The organism is Weizmannia acidilactici (assembly GCF_008974185.1).
GTDB lineage: Bacteria > Bacillota > Bacilli > Bacillales > Bacillaceae_C > Weizmannia > Weizmannia acidilactici.
Genome location: NZ_BKZP01000032.1, coordinates 16,881 through 37,006, shown reverse-complemented (window position 1 = coordinate 37,006; position 20,126 = coordinate 16,881). Strand labels below are relative to the sequence as shown.

The following is a 20,126-nucleotide window of genomic DNA, read 5'->3' as shown; positions in this document are numbered from 1 at the left end:
AATTTAAAAAAAGGAATCACGAAAACGATGGACCGCTGATTTTCTTAAATTTTTTCGTATTTCTATTATTTAAGAAAAAGGTGTTCAGATAACCGCCAGGGATATAAAAAAAGCGAAAAGATCAAATAAAATACGTTCCGGCGAAGATTCAGTAAACAGCACAGAAATGTTCTATCGGATACTCCGCTCAAGTCTTATTCCTATCCGTCACGGAATATTGATTTAACGTATAAGTAAAAAACAACCGGATACATTAATATGCATCCTGAATATAATACAATTATCAGCGTGTGGTGAGGTGTAGGAATTGGGCGTTTCTTTTGAAAACAGCTTTGATCAAAAAGAAAAAATTAAGGAAATGAGAACAAAATTAGAAAAACAAGTTGCTGTTGGCATCTGGCTTCAATTTATTGGGCATTTTATAGAGGTATTAGGCTTATATGAACTGCTTCAGCTAAACGAAGATTTAATTTCGGAAGGAGATGTTCAAATAGCATCAGGTTCTTTCATCGGGACAATTGGTCATTTATTAGAAGCAATTGCTGTATCCAGCCAAATTTTTACCAATGATAAAAATCAGAAACTGAATGAACAAAAACTCGCAGTCACCGGGGATTCATTGGTTTCATTAGGAGCAGCCATAGAAGTATCAGGAGGGTTGGAAATATTAAAAGAGGAAGAAACCGGCCACAGTACAAGACTCGTGCCATAACGGTCCCTAAACAAAAGCCTCTTTCGTTTCAATATTGCATTCTTCCATTGAAAAAATTGCATCAATACCCAATAGGCAACAATTGATACGGAAAAGGATGTGTCATTACATGGATTTTTTTCAAAGCCAGGAAACGCTCACCATTTATGGTTGGATGCTTCGGGCGGTTGTTTCTTTTTTATTTTAGTGTTTGTATCTAAAGTCTTAGGCCAACGTATGATTTCCCAATTAAGACTTCTTGATTTCGTTATTGCTTCGATCATTGGAAACATTATTGCCCACCCGCTTTCAAATCCACATCTTAGTCTTAAAGGATCCCTCGGTACAACCATTGTGTTGGTCATCATGTACCTTGGAGGCGTTTTTATAATGTTGAAATGGCCATGGTTCAGAAAACTGATTAACCATAGACCGATAACGATAGTCCAAAACGGTGAAATACTTTATAAAGGATTAAAAAAAGCAAGAATATTTATTGATGTTTAACTAGAAGAATTACGTGAAAAAAGTTGAAGATGTTAAGAAATTGGCTTTAGCAATTTGAGAAGCAAATGGAAAAATTTCAATCTTTCTGGATCCCAAATACCAGTCCCTTACACCCAATTCCAGCTTGGAATCCGGAGTATTCAATTTGCCAAGAATCCTTATTAAGGAAGGCAAAATAAATTTCAAGGAGCTGGAGGAAATTCATAAGGATAAACGCTGGCTTATTACCTCCTTAGAAAGCTTATATCAAACCGAAGTAAAAATGTTCTGCTCGCCACATATGATAAGAAAGATCAACTAAAGATTTTTTTATACAAGTAATTTAATCACGATTTGCATATCAATGATTTACAGCAGTAAAAAGGCAATCAATAAAGAAAAAGGATGCCCGTTTATCAGATATATTCCTAATAAACGAAACAGACTTCTATTAAAAATATCTGTCTGATTATTGGCGGTATTTTCGGGCATCCTTTATTTATTCATTTACCTGCTTCCAGATGCCGGCCCACCCGCTGCAAAACGTAAATGACTTTACTCAGTGTACGATATGCCCGGTTAAAAGGGATGCAATATGCTTCGCAGCCGCAGCCCCCTGCCCGGCCGCGCCGGCAATGCTGGAGTAGTGCGGCCCTAAACAATTGTCCCCGATCGCATACAGCCATTCACAGCTTGTATTTCCGGACGGCCCCGAAACAATATAGCCATTTTCATCCGTCTCAACAAGTTCTTTTACAAGAGCGCTGTTCGGTTTCGTGCCGATTCGAATAAAAACGGCCGAAACCGGCAGATACGAAACATCTCCCGATTGGTTTACCAGTTCTACCGCTTCAACTTTATCTTCGCCGGCAATCTCGGTAACTCGCGTCTCTATCAGCAAATGGATATTTTCGCATGCTTTCGCGCGGGTGATATATCCGCTTCTCGCTTTGAAACGGCCTGAACGGTTGATTAAATAAACACGTGCGCCCGCTTCAGCAAGCAAAATGGCTCCTTCAAAAGCCCGGTCCCCGCCGCCTGCAACCGCCACTGTTTTTCCCTTGAACAGACAGCTGTCCCGGGTTGCGGAGTAATTTTCGCCCCTTGCGAGCATTTCCTTTTCGCCGGGGATGCCAAGCCGCTTCTGGATTGCACCTGCAGCAAAAATTAAATAGCGGAATCTAATGGCCTCCTTTTGCCCTCTTGTTTCAACTGTTGCATAGCGCCGCCCGTCGATCTCCAATACTCGCGTGTTCAGCTTATACCGGCATTGCAGTGTGTGTACATGTTTGAGAAAAATTTTCCGCATTTCTTCCCCATCTCTTGCAATAAGGCCCGGATAATCGATAATGCGGTTGTGGATCATGGACAGCTGGCCGCCGAGCGCCTCTTTCTCCTCTACAAGCAGATGATTAATGCCGAGGCGCTTGCACCAAATCGCCGCGGAGATGCCGGCGGGCCCGCCCCCGATAATTAATACGTCCACATCCTGCATAAACACCATCCTTCAATTTCTATTTGATTAAGGACAAAAATTCGGCACGCATATCCGGCCGTTCGGCGAAAATGCCGCGGTAAGACATCGTTGTTGTTGACGCGTCCGATTTTTTGACTCCCCTGCCGCACATGCACATATGTTTCGCTTCCACGACGACCATCGTGCCCTGTGGTTCCAAAATTTCTTCTACGGCATCCACAATTTGCGATGTCATTCTTTCCTGAACTTGGAACCGTTTGGCATAGCCGTCCACCATTCTTGCGATTTTGGACAGGCCGGTGATTTTTTCATACGGCAAGTACGCGACATGCGCCACACCGAAAAACGGCGCAAAATGATGCTCGCATATCGAATAAAATTCAATATCTTTAACGAGCACGAGCTCCTGATGGTCCACATCAAACGTTTTCGTTAAATGAAGTTTCGGGTCTTCACGATAGCCTTCTGTGTATTCCAGAAAAGCTTTCAGTACCCTGTACGGCGTTTCCAGCAGCCCGTCACGGTCCGGGTCGTCACCGCACAAATCAATCAGGCTCCTGACCGCTTCCATAAATTGGCCGGATTGCTCAAATTTTTTGTTTAATGCTGATATGTCATCTATTTGATCTTTAAAAATTTCTTCTATAAGTTGATGTTCCTTTTGTCCGGAAAAGATCATGTATTGGAACAGCTCCTTTTTTGCTTTAAAATTGGAACGGGTTTTCACTATCCGATTAGTTTTAAGTGTACAGCATACCTTTTGATTATATCAAATGGTTGAACTTATATGCATTCGTAAAATATGTAAAGGCGATTGGGAACATTTTTCGATTCCTGCATTCCGGGTTCCCGCCGTAGCGGGAATTTCATATTTTAAAAATAGACGTTTAAAAGCAAGATGTATGGTTATATTAAGACCAAATCGTAAAAATATTAGGAGGCAAAAATGTGGAACACGGTACAGTAAAATGGTTTAACAATGAAAAAGGTTACGGTTTTATCGAACGGGAAGGCGGAGGTGATGTTTTCGTCCACTACACCGCGATCCAGGGTGAAGGTTATAAAACACTTGAAGAAGGCCAAAAAGTCACTTTCGATGTAGTAGAAGGCGCACGTGGGCAACAAGCTGCAAATGTGCAAAAAGACTGAAACGGTGCTTACAACAGCATCGTTTTTTTCAGGAAAAAAAGAAACCCCGTAACATTACAGGGTTCCTGCCGAGCGAAAAATTATCCCACTTTTTTATATGGATCGCCTTCCGGATATTCTTCCGGCAATTCTTTCCCTGATGCGCAAAGCATTAACAAATATGCCATCCCGAGCCCATACGTTATCATTCCCCCAAGCAAGAACCCCCAAAACAAAATCAACTCCCAGTCTGTTTTGTTAGCGTTTACAATGAAATGAAATGCAAGAAAAAGTACACTAATGATCAGTTCAGCGGTTGCAAGCACATAATAACCCTTAAATTCCCTCATTTTACAACCCCCCTTTGCTATATTATATTATCGTATGTTCACAAAATGTTCAAATTTTAAACGCATTTTTTAAATTTCTTTGCTTTTTTGTGGACATTTTGATGAAATTATGCATATAACGCCGGGAGGGTTATTTGTTAACATAATAAAATTATAGTCGTCAAGTTAACAGCACAAATACTTCGTTTAATTCCAGCAGCCGTTTTTGATCCTGCGCCTGTTTGGCATAGTCCATCTCCCGTTGCAGTACTTCATTTAAATAAGCAGTTTCCGTTTCATTTTTTCCACGGAATTCTTCGAGCAGATGTGTTTCCTGCGAAAAGGATTTCACGATTTTTTACCCTGACAAACTTTCTTCTATAAAACCGTTTAAGGCGCTAAGGTATTGCTGCTGCTCTTTAAAGAGTCTGCCTGTGCGCTTTGTAATCCATTTCATCCCGAAATACATGACCGGCACGACAATCAGCGTCACGAGCGTCAAAAGCGCCTCAGCCATAGCATAATCGCGGCCATGCCCGATATCGTCAAGGTGCTGGAAAAAATTTGGATTGCCGAGTTGTTTAATGTTTGCGAGCCATTGTCAATATCGTTCGTGACGCGGCTCATTAGCTCCCCGTGCTGGCGGCGGTCGAAAAACGAAATCAGCAGCCGGTGGAACTGCTCAAACAATTGCGTCCGCATTTTAAACACCGTATCCTGCAAAATGCCGATCATCAAATAATTTCCCAAAAAGGTTGAAGCGGACTGGAGAAAATAGACGCCGGCCAAAAGCACAATAAAATCAAGCAGTTCGGCGCTTGAACGGTGCCCAATATAATGGTCGATTGTGTAACCAATTAAGTATGGCCCGAGCAGTCCAGTTACCGTACTGACGGCAACCATGAACAGAACAAGAGACAAAAGCCCAAGATGCGCTGACAGGTAACGCCAAATCCGCCCGCCTGACTGTTTTCCAGGCGTTTTTCGGCTTTTCTACTTTCACCGGCCCGCGCGCGTGCGGCGGCCTAGGCATCGTGCGTCCACTCCTTTACAAATTGGGATTCCACAATTTTACGGTACAGGGGAGAAGTTTCCATCAATTCATGATGCGGCCCGTATGCGGCAACAGCCCCATCATTCAAAATCAAAATCCGATCTGCCGCCATTGCTGTGCTCACCTTTTGCGTAATCATCAGGATGGTGCAGTCGTATTTTTCCAGTGACGCAAGCAATTTCGCTTCTGTTTTCAAGTCGAGCGCACTTGTGCTGTCGTCAAGCAGCAGGATTTTCGGCCGGCGGATAAGGGCACGCGCAATCGAAAGTTGCAGTTTTTGCCCGCCGGAGAAATTTACGCCTTTTTGGCCGATCAATGTTTCAAACTGTTCCGGCAAGGTTTCGATCGTTTCATAAATTTGTGCATCTTTTGCCGCCTGGACCATTTCCTCCAGCGATGCGTCCCGTTTCCCCCATTTTAAATTTTCCGAAATCGTGCCTGAAAACAGCAACGATTCCTGCGGTACATAGCCGATTTGGTCCCGCAAAGTTTTTAATCTGAAAGAGGAAACGGGGATGCCGTCGATTAAAATCCCCCCGCTACTCGTATCATATAACCTCGGGATTAGCTGGAACAAAGCCGTTTTTCCGGATCCGGTTGCCCCGAGTACGGCAATTTTCTCTTTCGGCCGGACAGCAAAAGAAATATCTCTCAGCACATCCCGGTTCGTTGCAGGATAACGGAACGTCACATGGTCAAACACAATTGCCGCCTTCCCGGATATCGGCATCTTCCCCGTTTTCCGTCTGGGTCACATTCGCGTGCAGCACTTCATCCGTGCGTCCGAGCGAGGCCTTCGCGCGTGACAGGTTGCTGATGATCGTCGAGAACATCGAAATGGATCCCGTGATGCGGAAACCGTAGTTGACAACCGCCACGATTTCCCCGATCCGGACATGATGCGCATACAGCTGCCTGTTTCCGGCCCAAAGCACAACAAGGATGGCCAGGTTCATGATAAACAACAGCATCGTCCCGGATACTTCGATAAGCTGAAGCACCTTTTTCGTATCATCGCGCAAATCACGGTTCACTTTGGTAAAAATTCCCTCCTCATATCCGCTCCGGTTAAAAGCGCGGATGAGCCGCATCGCTTCCAAATTTTCCCGCAGCACCCCGTTTACTTTGTCAAGCCGCTGTTGGACTTCGCGGAACAAACGGTCTGTCACTTTTTTGATATAAACAAGAAAGAATGCGGCAAACGGTGCTGCTAAAACAATGGCAAGCGCCAGTTTCCAGTTTACCAAAACCGCCATGGCCAAACTGCCTACAACAAGCAGCGGCGCCCGCATCATAATCCGGAGCGAACTGAAAGCCGTGTGCTGGATTTGCGTAATGTCGTTCGTCATCCTTGTTACGAGCGAAGATGTCCGAAACTGGTGCATATCCGCGTAAGAAAATGACTGGATTTTTTCATACAGTAGCATGCGCAGGTCACAGCGTAATACTGGCTGACATACGATGAGAAAAAAGAATTCGAGATTCCCGACAAAAATGCCAGGAGCGCCAAGGCGATCATCACAGCGCCCCATTTTATAACCGCGCCCATGTTACGGGCTACGATCCCATGATCGATGATTTTCGATATAAAAAGCGGCTGCAAAAGCTCGACAGACAGTTCAACGAGCATGAAAAAAAGTGCAACCGCGATTTGTTTGCGGTAAGGTTTTATATAGGATAAAGCCCGGTCCATGCCATTTCTCCACCATTCATTTCGATAAACGAAAATTTTCTTGATTGTTATATTATACTATCCGGACAGCCCCACGGAAAAGCGGAATGCACGGCAAAATAAAATCCATTGTAATCTTGGCCGGCGAATGTTACGATTTAAAAAAAGTATTTTTGGAGGGGAACGAATGGTACAGAAATTCGAAAAAGCAACATTTGCGGGCGGCTGTTTTTGGTGCATGGTGAAACCTTTCGACAAGTGGGACGGCATTGAAAAAGTCGTTTCCGGCTACACGGGCGGGGATGTGGAAAACCCTACATACGAACAGGTAAAAACCGGGAAAACCGGCCATTATGAAGCTGTCCAAATTACATATGACCCTGAAATTTTCCCGTACGAAAAATTGCTCGAAATCTTTTGGCAGCAAATTGACCCGACCGATGCCGGCGGGCAGTTCCAGGACCGCGGCAGCAACTACCGGGCGGCAATTTTTTACCATAACGAAGAGCAAAAACGGCTTGCCGAAGCGTCAAAAAAGGCGCTGGCTGAAAGCGGCAAATTTAAAAAGCCAATCGTGACCGAAATTTTGCCTGCAAAAACTTTTTATCCCGCTGAAGATTACCACCAGGATTTTTATAAAAAGAACCCGAAGGAATACCATGAGGACCGGGCAAAATCCGGGCGCGACGAATTTATTGCCGCACATTGGAAAAATTAAGCAGTGTCATCCCAAACGAAATGTTTGGGATTTTTTCTTACGCTGCCCGCTTTCCATTTGTGATTCCTTTCATATTGGGCTATCATAGCATTAAAGAATCCAGAAAGGGAGGAATCGGCATGTTGGATAGAATGAACCAGTTGTTGTCCTTAGGGCTCGGCATGGCGGTTGTCAGCAAAGAACAGGTAGAAAAAGCAGTGAACCGCCTTGTTGAAAAGGGCAACCTCACGAAAGCAGAATCAAAACAGCTGATCGATGAACTGCTGGAAAAAGGCGAGCAGTCGAAACAGGAACTGAATGAAGCTATCAAAGAGCGAGTAAATCAAATCCTTTCTGAAATGAACGTGGCGACGAAGGATGAAATCAAGGCTTTAGAACTTCGCATCCAGCAGCTGGAAGAACGTTTGAACCCATAAACCGGTTGGCCCCTTTCATCCGGGGCGGCTTTTTTTCCATAAACACGAGAATCCGGGGGTGGTTGTTTGCTTCGCAGGAAGATGAAACACGGGAAAAGATATCAAGAAATCGCCGGTGCGCTGATCCGAAACGGTCTCGGCTATCTCATCAGTGATTTTGGGCTTGTGGAACTGCTTCCTTTTTCTCAGGGAAAAACCTCATCCCCCCGCACAGCCCACCGTAGTACCGGCGAAAGGATCCGGCAGTTCCTGGAAGATTTGGGGCCGACTTTTATTAAGCTCGGGCAGGTGGCCAGCTCGCGCAGGGACCTTTTGCCGGAGTCGATCATTGTGGAGCTAGAAAAACTGCAGGATAACGCGCCTCCTTTTTCTTACGATGAAGTAAAAGAGATTATTAAGGAAGAATTCGGGTCAGGCGTGGACGATTTATTTGCCGAGTTTGACGCGGAGCCGCTTGCCACTGCCTCGATCGGACAGGTTCATAAGGCAAAACTGCATACGGAAGAACCGGTTGCCGTCAAAATACAGCGCCCGAATATCCGCCCGATTATTGAAACAGATCTGGAAATTTTGGAAGACATATCGATGTCGCTCGAGTCCCGTTTTGAATGGGCGAGGGACTACCAATTGCGGGAAATTGTCGATGAATTTTCCCAGGCGATTTTGTCTGAACTCGATTATTACCATGAAGGCCGGAATGCGGAACGGATCGCGAAGCAGTTTGAAGATGATGGCACCGTCTGCATCCCGAAGATTTACTGGGATTTTTCAACAAAAAAAGTGTTGACAATGGAATACATAAAGGGCAGGAAAATCAGCGAATTTTTCAACGGGGATGTTTTCGGCTACCGGAGAAAAACCATTTCCGATCGGCTCATTCATTCCATGCTGAAACAGATTTTTGTCGACGGTTTTTTCCATGGCGACCCTCACCCCGGCAATCTTGTCGTCCTCCCGGGGGATATCCTTTGTTATATGGATTTTGGCATGGTCGGGCGGCTGACGGAAGAAACAAAATACCACTGCGCCTCGCTCGTCATTGCGTTAATGCGGGCCGATTCAAATGCCATTATCAAGTCGGTCGATGCCCTTGCCGAGATTCCGGATGACGCGGACCTGCACATGCTCAGGGAAGATGTCGAGGTCCTTCGCGAAAAATATTACGATGTGCCGGTCAGCCAGTTGAGTTTACGGGAAGCCATTAACGATTTGTACCATATCGCATTCAAATACCACATCCGGTTTCCGGCCGATTTAACGATTCTCGGTAAATCGTTAATTACAATCGAAGGCGTCGTGGAATCACTTGACCCGGAATTCAGCCTGATCGAAGCGGCGCGCCCGTTTGGGGAAAGGCTGCTGAAAGAGAGATTCCGTCTGGGAAGGATCGCCCAAAAAGGTTGGAAAACGTTTCTTGATCAAGTGGAAATCCTGCTGGAACTGCCGAAAAATCTGCGCGACATATCCAAAACGATGCGGAAAGGAAAATTCAGGATGGAAATTGTCATCCCGGACCTGCATTTATTTTTGGAAAAACTGGACAGGATCAGCAACCGCCTTTCATTTGCGATTGTCCTGCTCGCCTTCAGCATAATGATGGTCGGACTGATGGTCGGCACCTCCATCAGCGGCCAATCTTCCTTGATTTGGAAAAATCCGATCATCGAAATCGGGTTTGGTGTCGCAACCTTGATGCTTTTGTGGCTTTTGTTTTCAATTTTTAAGTCGGGAAAGTTTTAAAGGAGTATGAAGGATGGGTCAACAGAAAGACCTTGTAAAAGCTTTATCAGGATCGGTTCTGGTCCTCGGTATCATTTTTATTGCAGCAAATTTGCGGCCGGCAATCACTTCTGTCGGCCCGGTTGTCGGCGCCGTACGCAACGGACTCCATTTGTCAAACGCAGCGGCAGGTTTCATTACAACCCTCACGCTTCTTTCTTTTGCGCTGATTCTTGCTCCGAAGCTGGCGAACCGGCTCGGCCAGGAGCTCGCGCTGTTTCTCGGAATGATCGTTTTATTGGTCGGCATCTTGATCCGGTCATGCGGCAGCGCTGCCCTGCTTTTTGTGTAGGTACGGCTTTTATCGGGACGGGAAACGTTGTCGGGAATGTGCTCCTCCCGAGCCTGATCAAGCACAGGCTACCTGAAAAACTCGGCCTGATGACAAGCATCTACACAACAGTGATGGGCGGCTTTGCGGCGCTCGCTTCCGGCCTCAGCGTGCCGCTTGTAAACGGCTTTGGCCTCGGATGGAGATGAGGGCTTTTTGTCTGGGGGATCGTCTGCCTATTGGCTATTGTTGTATGGATTCCGCAACTGCGTGAGCGCAGCCGCATGCCGTTTTCTGCGAACCGCGCTGCGGACGGCGGATCCGTCTGGTTATCAGCGCTTGCCTGGCAGGTAACATTGTTTCTCGGCCTTCAGTCCTTTTTGTTTTACAACACGATTGCATGGCTGGCGGAAGTTATGGTGAGCCGGCATGTGGGGCTTGCGGCCGCCGGCTGAATGCTGTCCGTTATGCAGTTTGTCAGACTCCCTGCTACTTTTATGGCGCCGATCTGGGCGGACAAGTTGAAAAACCAGATCAGCCTCGTTTTCGGGACTGCCGTTTTTTATTTAAGCGGGCTCACCGGCTTGTGGTTCTGCGGGAGCATTTTTATGATGTGGATCTATATTATCCTAATCGGGATAGCCCAGAGCGCAAGCATCAGCCTCGCGCTGGCATTCATCGGCCTCCGTTCCGAAACGGCTGCCGAAGCCGCAAATTTGTCGGGCATGAGCCAGTCGGCAGGCTATCTCATTGCGGCGGTCGGACCTTTTTTTGTCGGTTATTTGTACGACTATGCACACATCTGGAACATCCCGATCATGATAATGATGGCAGTCGGCGGGCTGATGCTTTTGGCAGGCATCGGTGCAGGGGAGGATCGGTATGTGTGATAAATCTATAGTAAAAGCTGAGTTTGAAAAATACCGTTGTGTACATGAATGAAAGCCTTCTAAGTTGTATTTTTAGTGTAATGCATTTTCATAAAATTATGAATTTAACTCTCAAACCATAAATGTATCAAACAAAAAGCCGAAACTGATGATGACAATCCCGATCAAAAAATGCACTTTTTTCTCATTTACTTTTATTTTTTCCAACATCAAAAACAAGACGGCAACCAAACCAATATAAGTTGCGCTTCCAATGAAATCATTTATACCGGCGAGAAAAAAATCAGGGAATTTCTGATATAATCCCGCCACAAAACCAAAGATAAAGAGAAGCATAGGAATTCTTAGTTTCCAGTACATCTCATCCCCCCTTTTTTATTATACCGTAATCATGGAGGATGTTCGATTGTTTTCCGGCCTCAAAAAAAGCTTGGCACGAATATTCGTGCCAAGCTTTTTGTCAGTCTACATACGCGACCATGCCTTCAACGTCTTCAATTTCAAGCCGGATGCTGACGGCAAACGGGTCAATGCTATATTGTTCTTCCAAATATTTGCGGATCGCTTGGATCAGCTTCGGTTCGGTCAAGGGCTCAAGATCCCTGCCATTCAATTCGACATCGGCCCCGTAGCCGATCCCGTCATCGTACGTGAGCACCGCCATCACATTTTCCGGATATGCATAATGCTGGTCCGCTACATAGGAGCAGACCGCATTGATCAGTTCTTGTTCAGTAAGCTTTAGTTCTTCCATCGTTCATATACCTCGCGATCTTTTTTACGGTTATTGAAAACAGACTGGAACAGTTTAATAACGATCAATACCAATGCGATGAGTATTAAAATATTGACCATAGCCGTTAAAGCCATCCCCAGTCCGCCCAGATGGCTGAACATCGATCCGAACAGCATACCGCCCAATCCGCCAAGCAGCAGCCCTTTTACAAAGCTGCCTTTTGAAGAAGATGAAGCCGTATTCGACTTATTGCCGAATATGGACGTTGTATTTTGGTTTGTTTTTGACTGGTATTGTGAATTTTGTTTCGTTGAAGGCGTTGTCGTTTTCGGTACCGACTGGTAGGAACGCTTCACTGAACGGTAACCCTTTGCATCAACAGCATGCGAAAAGTTTAGGCCAACGACTGAAAAAACTAACGTCAAAGACATTAGCAGCATGAAAAATTTCTTCAACTTGATTTCCCCTTTTCTCATCGAGTGATATTTTAGGTTCCTATGAACTTATTATATGAACCTATTGATAAAAATGCAAGGTTTTTTTAATATAGTAAGATTCACAATGGTTTTTATTTTCCCCGCATGCCGGATATGAAACGATTTCAACCGGCTGTCATTGACTTTTCAACTTTTCAATCATACGATTAAAAGTAGCATGGCAATGATTGGGAGGTGCTGTGACGTGGAACTTTTTCAAATGACGCGCAGGGAAATGGCAGACCTTTTACTAGCACTGAAAGGCTGGGGCCCGCAAACACCTGCCGCATTTTTGCAGAAAGTATGGGTGAAGAAAAACGGTGGAAATCCGGCCCGATCCTTCGCTTCTGCTGTGATGCCCCCGATTTTCACGAAAATCCTCAAGAAAAATACGGATGATTTCGGATTCTCATTGAATGAAATTGTGGCGCTCGGCAGCCAGATCGAAAATACGAATTTTACCCTTACCGCCATTCAAAACTGGGTTAAGCGGGATATTAAAGAGATGATTGTCGCACCTGAAAAGGGAAAAAAATACTCGATTGAGCAGATGGCGCTATTGTTTTTGGTGGAGGATTTAAAAACAGCGCTTGATTTTGACTCGATCCGCAAGCTATTAAAGCTGATTGTCAACGATCCGGAAGACGAACACGATGATTTGATCAATCCTGTCCAGCTGTATGCAACCTATTCACAGCTTTTTGAAGAATTAAATACGATGCGGGAAGCGGAAAATTTTCCATTTGGAAGCCATAAACATATGATTGCCGCAATGGAGAGTATGATTACGAAAAAAGCGGAAGAAATGATATCAGAATATATACCTCCGAATGACCCGAAAAAAGAAGCGATCCGCAATACAATTGTGATTGCAACGTTATCCGTGTTCACCGCTTATTTTCAAATGCTGGCAAGGCGGTACTTGACAGCAACAATTTTTTTGCAAAAAATGTAAGAAAACTGGAAAGGGGCAGTCCCAAAACCCGATAAGCTTGGCAAAAGGGCACCCATTTTTGATGACCGCAAAAATTTGCTCGCTTTTTCCGCAAGGAGTGTCGTAAATTTCGCGATTATCGCATTCTCTTAGCTTTTTAAAGGCTTTTGGGACTGTCTTTTTCCTTAAAACCGGAATTGGCTTAAAAATTCAAGAAATTGCCTTTCTTTCCTGTGCTCGTATTTTAAAACCGCATACGTCCTCGCAACCGGCATTTGCAAGAACGGGCACGGCACCGATAACAGCCGGCCTTCCGCCAGTTCCCTGCGCACGGTGGATTCCGGCAAGAAAGAAACCCCAAGCCCTTCGATAATAAACCTTCTTGTGACATGTACCTGGGATACAAGCATCGTGCGCAGCAAAGGAAATTCCGCGCGCAATGTCCTGAGCATGCCTTCCCAATATTCAGGATGGTTATGCGTAAATAATGTATTGTTTCTTAGCACATCGCGGGCGTCAAGCGGAGGCGCGGATTCGCTGTCTGCCCCGTCATGCGGCACGACAAGCAGAACCGGATCTTCATACAGCGGCCTGCATTTTAGTTCCGAGTGCTTGACCTCCAAGCGCGACAACCCCAAATCCACTTCGCCTGAAAGCACTGCGTCCGCAATATAGGTTGATTCCAGCACTTTGATGGATATATCGATTTCCGGATGGATGGTCATAAATTTTTTTAAAACGAACGGCATGATCGATTCCCCGATCAATGGGGACATTGCCAGCGCCAGCTTTTGCGAATAGCCCTGCCGGTACTGTTCCATATCTTCCAGGCCGTTTTCATATACTTGCAGCAAGCGCTTGGCAACCGGCAAAAACGTCCTTCCTTCTTCAGTTAAAAGCACTTTCCTGCCTTCCCTTTGGAACAAGGGACTACCAATCTCCTCTTCCAGCAGTTTCATATGGACGCTTACAGTCGGTTGTGAAATATAGAGGGCTTCTGCCGTCTTCCGGAAATTTTCATATTTTGCCGCTGTGATAAATGTATGTAGCCATTTAAAATCCATCTTCCTCCCCCCTTGATTATCATTTTTAATTGATTTGATTATGATTATTTAATTTTTTTAATCAATTATAACATTTATAATGATAATAACAAGAAAGGAAGATGCATATGATCAGCCCAGGTTTAAAAGGGATCAAAGCTGCCGAAACGGCCATCAGTTTTATAGACGGCGCGCGCGGCATACTCATTTACCGCGGAAAAGAAGCGAAGGAAATCGCTGCCAGCCGTACTTTTGAAGAAGCCGCATATTTTCTTTGGAACGGCCATTTTCCCGGCCGTGAGGAGCTCGGAAATTTCTCGGAAAAATTGAAACAATACCGCCAAATCCCTTCACACACGGAAAAAATTTTGCATCTGCTGCCAAACGATATCGATTTCATGAGTGTGCTGCGCACCGCCGTTTCCAGTCTGGGTGCATGGCAGCCTTCTATAGATGCGGCAATCCGGTTAACGGCTGTGCTGCCAACGATGATTGCTTATTGGCACCGGAAAATATCCGGTCTGGCCCCGATTGTTCCGAACCCTGAATACGGGCATGTCAAAAATTATTTATATATGCTTACTGGAAAAGAGCCGCCAGATGCGCATGTACGCGCGCTCGAAGCGTATATGGTTTTGACGCTTGAACACGGCATGAACGCCTCCACGTTTTCCGCGCGTGTCACAACATCAACCGAATCGGATCTCGTTTCGGCTGTCACATCCGCAATTGGGACAATGAAAGGCCCACTCCATGGCGGGGCGCCTTCTGAAGTCACGAAAATGCTGAATGAAATTGGCACAATAGAAAACGCCGAAAATTGGATCAGGAAAAAACTTGAAAACGGCGAAAAAATCATGGGTTTCGGCCACAGGATTTATAAAACAAAAGATCCGCGCGCACTCGCTTTAAAAAAAATTTTACTGCAAGCCGGACAGGATGATCCTTGGATTTCCCTTTCCCTGCATGTTGAAAAGACGGCGGTAAAATTGCTGGAACAATTCAAGCCGGGCAGGAAGCTGTATACAAATGTTGAATTTTACGCAGCAGCAATTATGCGGTCGCTCGGCATGCCTGATGATTTATTTACCCCGACTTTCACGGCAAGCCGTGTCGTCGGCTGGACCGCCCACGCGATGGAACAGGCGCAAAACAACACGATCTTCCGGCCGGACGCGGAATATACCGGCGAATTCCCGAAAAGTTTTGTTTATCTTGAATAGGATATATTCCAAGTGAATGGTATATTGGGAGTGAAAAAATTTTCATTAGAAATTCTGTGAAGAGTGTTGAAAAGGGCCGGGATATAAAATGAGAAACATTTCCATGACGTTGGGCAACTTTTTCTGGTTTATAAACGGAATAATCTCAAAATGTATATTTCTCAGCAGCCATGAAAGACATTTTGCTCGGACGTTATAAACTTAAAACGTCTTTAATGGGGCGGCCTTGTCCTTGCAAACCCCGCCCGCTACTAAAATTTTTTCCGCAGCCTTTCCAGGTCTTTTTTTTCGCCGACCATAAAAATGGTGTCACCGGCCTTGAAAACATAATCAGACGGGGGCGAGACAAGCGGGACTTTTTCGCTGTCTGATGTAATCATGACGACAAGCGCATTGTATTTGCGGCGGAAATCCAGCTGTGCCAGCGTGTTTCCGATAAATTCTTCTGGCACTGCCATTTCAACTCCTGAACAATACGGCGACAGCCGGATGTACTGCAAAATGTCCGGATTCGCAATATGGTAAGCGACGCGGCGTCCCGTTTCTTCTTCCGGGTAAAATACATCGGTAGCCCCTGCCCCTTTCAATCCTCTTCCCCGCTTTTTATCATTCGCCTTGGCGTAAATCGTTTCACAACCGAGATCTTTCAAAGCAAGCACCGTTAAGATCGCGGATTCAAAATCGTCCCCCATGCTGATAACGACCGCATCGTAATTGGCCACATTCAATTCTTCAAGAAACATCGTACTCGTGACATCCACCTCCACCAAATACGCGGCGGCATCCTGCAGTTCCTCATCCTGGAGCACTTTTTCATTTTTATCCGCGCCGACTACATCATACCCGAGCCTTGCCAGTTCCTTGAGGACGCTTGATCCAAAGCGGCCGAGCCCGAGCACGAGAAAACTTTTTTAAATTTTTCACACACTCACCCCTAACCGATTAAAATCGATTCTTTTGTATATATCATCGTTGATTTTTATTTTCCAAAAATGTATAAATCAAAATGATCACCCCGAGCCGGCCGACCAGCATCAGACAAGAGAGCCACAGTTTTCCGAATACCGTCAGCCCGGCCGTGATCCCCAAAGAAATCCGCATGTCGTTAACGCCGACATTGTCTCAAAAGCGAGCGCAAAAGGCGGCGCTTTTTCTGTAAAAGACAACACAAAAAATGAAGTAAAAAAGATAAAGAGGAAGGAAAAGAAAACGAGAAATGCTTTATTTACATCTTCCGTAAACAATGTACGTCTAAACATATGTGCGTTGTTCGAACCGCGGATGGTGAACCAAAGTTTTGCCAGGATCACCGCAAATGTAGTTGTCCGGATGCCACCTGCGCAGCTGCTTGGTGATCCGCCGATAAACATGAGCACCATCATGAATAAGAGCGACGGGAAAGAAAACAGATGCAAATCGAGCGAAGCAAGTCCCCCACTTCTTGGCGCGGCGCTGAAAAACAGGGACTGGACGATTCTTTCTTTCCATGAAAATCCTGGCATATTGATAAAGTCTGCCAGAAAGAAAAAGAGAAAGCCGGCGGCAAGCAAAACGAGATGCATCAAAACATTTACTTTAAAATAAAGGCTTTTCTTTTTCCTTCGTGAATGCAAAAGTTCCATCACGACCGCAAAGCCGAGGACGCCGAGTATGATCATACAGCTTAACACAAATAAAACAAACGGCTTCCCTTTAAAATCATCAAGACCATTGCCGAAAATCTCAAATCCGGCATTCGTAAATGTGGAAACCGAGAGAAAAAAAGCGGCAAAAGCACTGCTGCCATTCTCCAGTGCTGACGGCAGGATCAACAAAAATCCTGCCGTCTTCACCGCAATAGTATATGTAACAATAAAGGACATCAATTTCGAAATCGAGCGGCTACTGTTTTGGTTCTGGTCAAAAATCATCAGCGTTTGCGACGGAACGGGTGCATTGGTCCGGAGCAAAATTAAAAGCGCCCCGACTAATGCCATAATGCTGATCCCGCCGAATTCCATCTGGATGAGCAAAATGAGTTTTCCTGCCAATGTAAGTGTGTTTGCGACCGTAAAAGTCGTCAGCCCTGTCGCACTGATGGAGCTAGCAGACAGAAAAAAGGCGTCAACGAAACCGAGCGGCTGTTTGTGCGAAATAGGCAGGACATAGAGGAGCGAAAAGAAAAATGTGCTCAAAATATAGATGAAAAAAATCATTTTAAAAGCCGCCGGACGGAACTGAAACTTGGACATGGCAAAATTCTCCCTTGTGATTGAAATGCCCAATCTTCCTATTTCATTATATCTAAAAAAAAAATGGGCCGAAAAAGCAGGCCGATCCGTTGCCGGAAAGGCCCGCTTTTTAAGCGATTTCCTCCAAATGGAATTTTTTCTTCGGTATGATTCCCGAAATGGAAAATACGATCAGTGCCAGCCAAACAAAAGAGAATGACAAAAGCTGCACATGCGTAAATGGTTCTTTGAAAAGGGCAATGCCCAAAATGAGCGTCATTGTCGGGGTTAAATATTGGAAAAAGCCAATCATCGTCAGCGAAATTCTCCTCGCCCCCTGCGCAAAACAAATCAGCGGCACAGCCGTCACGATCCCGGTACCGATCAAAAGCGCGGTCGTCATCGGAGAAACCGTTGCGAAAGAAGCTGTCCCTTTTACTTGAATGATCGTTAAATAAATGAGCGCAACCGGCATGACAAAGAATGTTTCATATGTCAGGCCGAGGAACGCATCGATATCTACTTTCTTTTTCACAAGGCCGTAAAACCCGAATGTGAGCGCAAGGCCGATCGCAATCCACGGAATATGCCCGTAGCTGAACGTCTGGATGCCCACCCCGCATGCTGCAAGCAGAAAAGCAATGAGCTGCCAGCGGTTCAACTTCTCCCTTAAAAAAATGATCCCGAGCAGGATGCTGACGAGCGGATTGATGTAATACCCCATGCTTGTTTCAATGACATGGCCGTGGTTGACCGCCCATATGTAAATAAACCAGTTTGCGCTGACGAGCACAGACGCCAGAAGCAATAAAAGCGGCGTGCGAGGATGGTAGATGCCGTCCATGATACTGGACTTCAAATCTGCCATTTTCCTTAAAAAGAATAAAAGTACAATCATAAAAATAAAAGACCAAAAAATGCGGTGCGCCAAAATTTCAATGGCCGGAACCTGTTCAATCGGCTTCCAGTACAGTGGAAAAAGCCCCCACAAAAAATAAGCGAAAAATGCGTAAAACATTCCGCTTTTCTGATTATTTCTCATTTGTTTCCTCACTGGCTTGAGCGGCCGATGCCGGACTCGAGCCACCTCCCCCTTTCTAATGTGATATGTTTCATTATTTTATCATTTTTTCATTTTGGGATAAAGGGAACTGCTTCTGAAATGATACGCTGGAGGCATTTCTAACAGAGATTTTTGCCTGCTTCCGCTAATCGTTCTTTTATTTTCTACTGATTTCCGGAGATCCAACGCTGATTTTCCCAGACTCCGGCATTTATGACCTGAAAAATTTGCTATAATGATAATTGTGTTATTTACGACACAATAAAATTTAAGAGAGGAGGCCGTAATTTTGATCATTGCTTTATTGCAAAAAGTCCACAATAAATGTTTTAACCGATTTTGGAATCCATTTATTGTCTTACTTTTGGCCGGCGTTTTTGCCGCTTTTTATTTTGGGCTGACCGGAACACTCTGGGCCGTTACCGGAGAGTTTACACGCTGGGGAGGCAATTTGCTGCAGCTTTTTGACGTGGATACTTCCGATTGGGCATATTTCAAGGAAATTAAACTCATCGGGGAGCCGGTTGACCGGACGGATGGCTGGCTTGTCATGGGAATGCTGCTCGGCAGTTTATTCAGCGCACTCATCAGCAAAAATTTTAAATGGAAATTTCCCCGCCAGAAACGCCGCTGGGTATGGGGATTTATCGGTGGCGTTATTGCCGGGTTTGGAACGCGCCTGGCGATGGGATGTAATCTGGCCGCATTCTTTACAGGGCTGCCGCAGTTTTCGCTCCACGCTTGGTTCTTTATTGCCGGGACTGCGATCGGAACGTATTTTGGTGTCAAACTCGCGGTTTTGCCGGTCTTTAAAGGAAAACCAAAATTAGAGTTTGGCCTCCGCCCTGCAAAAACGGCTTCCCCGTCCGCGCAAAAACAAAACAAGCAGCTTTATGCCGCGTTCGTCGTGTTGATCATCATCATCCTGATTGCGGCCTACTATATTTCTGCCGGAAAAGCCATGCTCGGGATGGCTGCGCTGTTCGGGGCGGTTTTCGGGATGCTGATACAGCGCGGGCAAATTTGCTTTACTTCCGGGCTCAGGGATTTATGGCTTACAGGCCGGGGTACGCTCGGAAAAGCGATCATTGCCGGCATGGCGGTACAGACCGTAGGAACGGCCATTTTTATTTTCAAAGGCATCGCGCCTGTCGTCCACTGGGCAAGCCCGGGGGCGTTTATCGGCGGCATTCTGTTCGGCGTAGGGATTGTGATTGCGGGCGGATGTGAAACGGGATGGATGTACCGGATTACAGAGGGCCAGGTGCAATTTATTGCCGTCGGCGCAGGAAATGTGGCAGGCGCGACCCTTTTGGCTTACGGCTGGGACCATTGGGGCGTATTCGATGTATTTGTAAAAGGATGGCCGGAAGTGAACCTCGTTTCCTCGCTCGGATGGGGCGGGGCATTGCTTAGCACCGGCGCATTCCTGGTTGTACTTTATTTACTTATCATTTGGAGGGAAAATTGGTACACGAGAAAAATTGCTGTGAAAAGCACATTGCCTTCCAAAAAGACAACAGCATAATC

24 protein-coding genes and 2 pseudogenes are annotated in these 20,126 nt (G+C 45.6%); 11 read left to right on the top strand and 15 right to left on the bottom strand.

Features of this window, described 5'->3' with window-relative positions; translation table 11 throughout:
- Window positions 1-307 precede the first annotated feature (307 nt).
- The 3 genes from BpJC4_RS12830 (at window position 308) to BpJC4_RS16675 (ending at window position 1,499) form a co-directional block, all read left to right on the top strand.
- Window positions 308-712, top strand: coding sequence for a hypothetical protein (locus BpJC4_RS12830; RefSeq protein WP_151680909.1), 405 nt, complete (start codon window positions 308-310; stop codon window positions 710-712).
- Between the two features lie 216 nt (window positions 713-928).
- Window positions 929-1,198: a YetF domain-containing protein gene (locus BpJC4_RS17160; protein WP_371862187.1), complete on the top strand. Its 270-nt coding sequence runs from the start codon at window positions 929-931 to the stop codon at window positions 1,196-1,198.
- Between the two features lie 73 nt (window positions 1,199-1,271).
- A complete protein-coding gene (locus BpJC4_RS16675; protein WP_308690288.1) occupies window positions 1,272-1,499 on the top strand; it encodes a YetF domain-containing protein in 228 nt (75 codons plus the stop codon).
- Window positions 1,500-1,736: 237 nt separating this feature from the next.
- Here BpJC4_RS16675 and BpJC4_RS12820 read toward each other — a convergent pair whose 3' ends face one another.
- On the bottom strand, window positions 1,737-2,672 hold the full coding sequence (locus BpJC4_RS12820; RefSeq protein ID WP_151697992.1) for an NAD(P)/FAD-dependent oxidoreductase: 936 nt from the start codon (window positions 2,670-2,672) through the stop codon (window positions 1,737-1,739).
- Window positions 2,673-2,691: 19 nt separating this feature from the next.
- A complete protein-coding gene (gene folE, locus BpJC4_RS12815; RefSeq protein WP_151680911.1) occupies window positions 2,692-3,333 on the bottom strand; it encodes a GTP cyclohydrolase I FolE in 642 nt (213 codons plus the stop codon).
- 269 nt (window positions 3,334-3,602) lie between these two features.
- On the opposite strand from folE, the gene BpJC4_RS12810 reads away from it, so the two are divergent.
- Window positions 3,603-3,803 carry a cold-shock protein gene (locus BpJC4_RS12810; RefSeq protein ID WP_151680912.1) on the top strand — a complete coding sequence of 67 codons (201 nt, stop codon included), beginning with the start codon at window positions 3,603-3,605 and terminating at the stop codon, window positions 3,801-3,803.
- 80 nt (window positions 3,804-3,883) lie between these two features.
- Here the strand turns inward: BpJC4_RS12810 and BpJC4_RS12805 are convergent, their stop codons facing one another.
- The 5 genes and pseudogenes from BpJC4_RS12805 to BpJC4_RS12785 form a co-directional block, all read right to left on the bottom strand.
- Window positions 3,884-4,132 carry a hypothetical protein gene (locus BpJC4_RS12805; protein ID WP_151680913.1) on the bottom strand — a complete coding sequence of 83 codons (249 nt, stop codon included), beginning with the start codon at window positions 4,130-4,132 and terminating at the stop codon, window positions 3,884-3,886.
- A 160-nt stretch (window positions 4,133-4,292) separates the two neighbouring features.
- Window positions 4,293-4,463, bottom strand: a complete 171-nt coding sequence (locus BpJC4_RS12800) for a sigma-G-dependent sporulation-specific acid-soluble spore protein CsgA (RefSeq protein ID WP_253693715.1) — start codon at window positions 4,461-4,463, stop codon at window positions 4,293-4,295.
- A 6-nt stretch (window positions 4,464-4,469) separates the two neighbouring features.
- Window positions 4,470-4,628, bottom strand: coding sequence for an ABC transporter transmembrane domain-containing protein (locus BpJC4_RS12795; protein ID WP_151680914.1), 159 nt, complete (start codon window positions 4,626-4,628; stop codon window positions 4,470-4,472).
- Complete coding sequence (locus tag BpJC4_RS12790) at window positions 4,610-5,032, bottom strand: ABC transporter transmembrane domain-containing protein (RefSeq protein WP_151697991.1); 423 nt, start codon at window positions 5,030-5,032, stop codon at window positions 4,610-4,612. Before BpJC4_RS12790 ends, BpJC4_RS12795 begins: the two co-directional genes overlap by 19 nt.
- A gap of 104 nt (window positions 5,033-5,136) precedes the next feature.
- A pseudogene (locus BpJC4_RS12785) lies at window positions 5,137-6,858 on the bottom strand (ABC transporter ATP-binding protein).
- A 166-nt stretch (window positions 6,859-7,024) separates the two neighbouring features.
- On the opposite strand from BpJC4_RS12785, the gene msrA reads away from it, so the two are divergent.
- From msrA to BpJC4_RS12765, 4 genes and pseudogenes are all read left to right on the top strand, one after another.
- Complete coding sequence (gene msrA, locus BpJC4_RS12780) at window positions 7,025-7,555, top strand: peptide-methionine (S)-S-oxide reductase MsrA (RefSeq protein ID WP_151680916.1); 531 nt, start codon at window positions 7,025-7,027, stop codon at window positions 7,553-7,555.
- Window positions 7,556-7,674: 119 nt separating this feature from the next.
- Complete coding sequence (locus tag BpJC4_RS12775; RefSeq protein ID WP_151680917.1) at window positions 7,675-7,971, top strand: phasin family protein; 297 nt, start codon at window positions 7,675-7,677, stop codon at window positions 7,969-7,971.
- 66 nt (window positions 7,972-8,037) lie between these two features.
- The gene (locus BpJC4_RS12770) at window positions 8,038-9,711 is read left to right on the top strand and encodes an ABC1 kinase family protein (RefSeq protein ID WP_151680918.1); all 1,674 of its coding nucleotides are present in this window, start codon (window positions 8,038-8,040) and stop codon (window positions 9,709-9,711) included.
- 13 nt (window positions 9,712-9,724) lie between these two features.
- Window positions 9,725-10,911, top strand: a pseudogene (locus BpJC4_RS12765) (CynX/NimT family MFS transporter).
- A 111-nt stretch (window positions 10,912-11,022) separates the two neighbouring features.
- Here the strand turns inward: BpJC4_RS12765 and BpJC4_RS12760 are convergent.
- From BpJC4_RS12760 to BpJC4_RS12750, 3 genes are all read right to left on the bottom strand, one after another.
- Window positions 11,023-11,271, bottom strand: coding sequence for a hypothetical protein (locus tag BpJC4_RS12760; protein WP_151680919.1), 249 nt, complete (start codon window positions 11,269-11,271; stop codon window positions 11,023-11,025).
- Between the two features lie 100 nt (window positions 11,272-11,371).
- Window positions 11,372-11,665: a DUF2653 family protein gene (locus BpJC4_RS12755; protein WP_151680920.1), complete on the bottom strand. Its 294-nt coding sequence runs from the start codon at window positions 11,663-11,665 to the stop codon at window positions 11,372-11,374.
- Window positions 11,653-12,102, bottom strand: a complete 450-nt coding sequence (locus tag BpJC4_RS12750) for a hypothetical protein (RefSeq protein ID WP_151697990.1) — start codon at window positions 12,100-12,102, stop codon at window positions 11,653-11,655. The genes BpJC4_RS12755 and BpJC4_RS12750 overlap by 13 nt, the downstream gene beginning before the upstream one ends.
- 226 nt (window positions 12,103-12,328) lie before the next feature.
- Between BpJC4_RS12750 and BpJC4_RS12745 the strand changes: the two genes are divergently transcribed.
- Window positions 12,329-13,078, top strand: a complete 750-nt coding sequence (locus BpJC4_RS12745) for a DUF1836 domain-containing protein (protein WP_151680922.1) — start codon at window positions 12,329-12,331, stop codon at window positions 13,076-13,078.
- A 164-nt stretch (window positions 13,079-13,242) separates the two neighbouring features.
- On the opposite strand, the gene BpJC4_RS12740 is transcribed toward BpJC4_RS12745, so the two are convergent.
- A complete protein-coding gene (locus BpJC4_RS12740; RefSeq protein ID WP_151680923.1) occupies window positions 13,243-14,121 on the bottom strand; it encodes a LysR family transcriptional regulator in 879 nt (292 codons plus the stop codon).
- Window positions 14,122-14,228: 107 nt separating this feature from the next.
- Here BpJC4_RS12740 and BpJC4_RS12735 point away from each other — a divergent pair, with 107 nt between their 5' ends.
- The gene (locus BpJC4_RS12735; protein WP_151680924.1) at window positions 14,229-15,323 is read left to right on the top strand and encodes a citrate synthase/methylcitrate synthase; all 1,095 of its coding nucleotides are present in this window, start codon (window positions 14,229-14,231) and stop codon (window positions 15,321-15,323) included.
- Between the two features lie 251 nt (window positions 15,324-15,574).
- Here BpJC4_RS12735 and BpJC4_RS12730 read toward each other — a convergent pair whose 3' ends face one another.
- The 4 genes from BpJC4_RS12730 to rarD all read right to left on the bottom strand — a co-directional run bounded on the left by BpJC4_RS12730 (window position 15,575) and on the right by rarD (window position 18,575).
- Window positions 15,575-16,222 (bottom strand): potassium channel family protein, encoded by a 648-nt coding sequence (locus BpJC4_RS12730; protein WP_253693719.1) that lies wholly within the window; start codon window positions 16,220-16,222, stop codon window positions 15,575-15,577.
- Window positions 16,223-16,289: 67 nt separating this feature from the next.
- Complete coding sequence (locus tag BpJC4_RS16855) at window positions 16,290-16,424, bottom strand: hypothetical protein (protein ID WP_259370057.1); 135 nt, start codon at window positions 16,422-16,424, stop codon at window positions 16,290-16,292.
- Complete coding sequence (locus BpJC4_RS12725; RefSeq protein ID WP_253693723.1) at window positions 16,391-17,554, bottom strand: potassium transporter TrkG; 1,164 nt, start codon at window positions 17,552-17,554, stop codon at window positions 16,391-16,393. The genes BpJC4_RS16855 and BpJC4_RS12725 overlap by 34 nt, the downstream gene beginning before the upstream one ends.
- Window positions 17,555-17,663: 109 nt before the next feature.
- The gene (gene rarD / locus BpJC4_RS12720) at window positions 17,664-18,575 is read right to left on the bottom strand and encodes an EamA family transporter RarD (protein ID WP_253724320.1); all 912 of its coding nucleotides are present in this window, start codon (window positions 18,573-18,575) and stop codon (window positions 17,664-17,666) included.
- Window positions 18,576-18,885: 310 nt separating this feature from the next.
- On the opposite strand from rarD, the gene yedE reads away from it, so the two are divergent.
- Window positions 18,886-20,124, top strand: a complete 1,239-nt coding sequence (gene yedE, locus BpJC4_RS12715; protein ID WP_371862186.1) for a selenium metabolism membrane protein YedE/FdhT — start codon at window positions 18,886-18,888, stop codon at window positions 20,122-20,124.
- Window positions 20,125-20,126 lie beyond the last annotated feature (2 nt).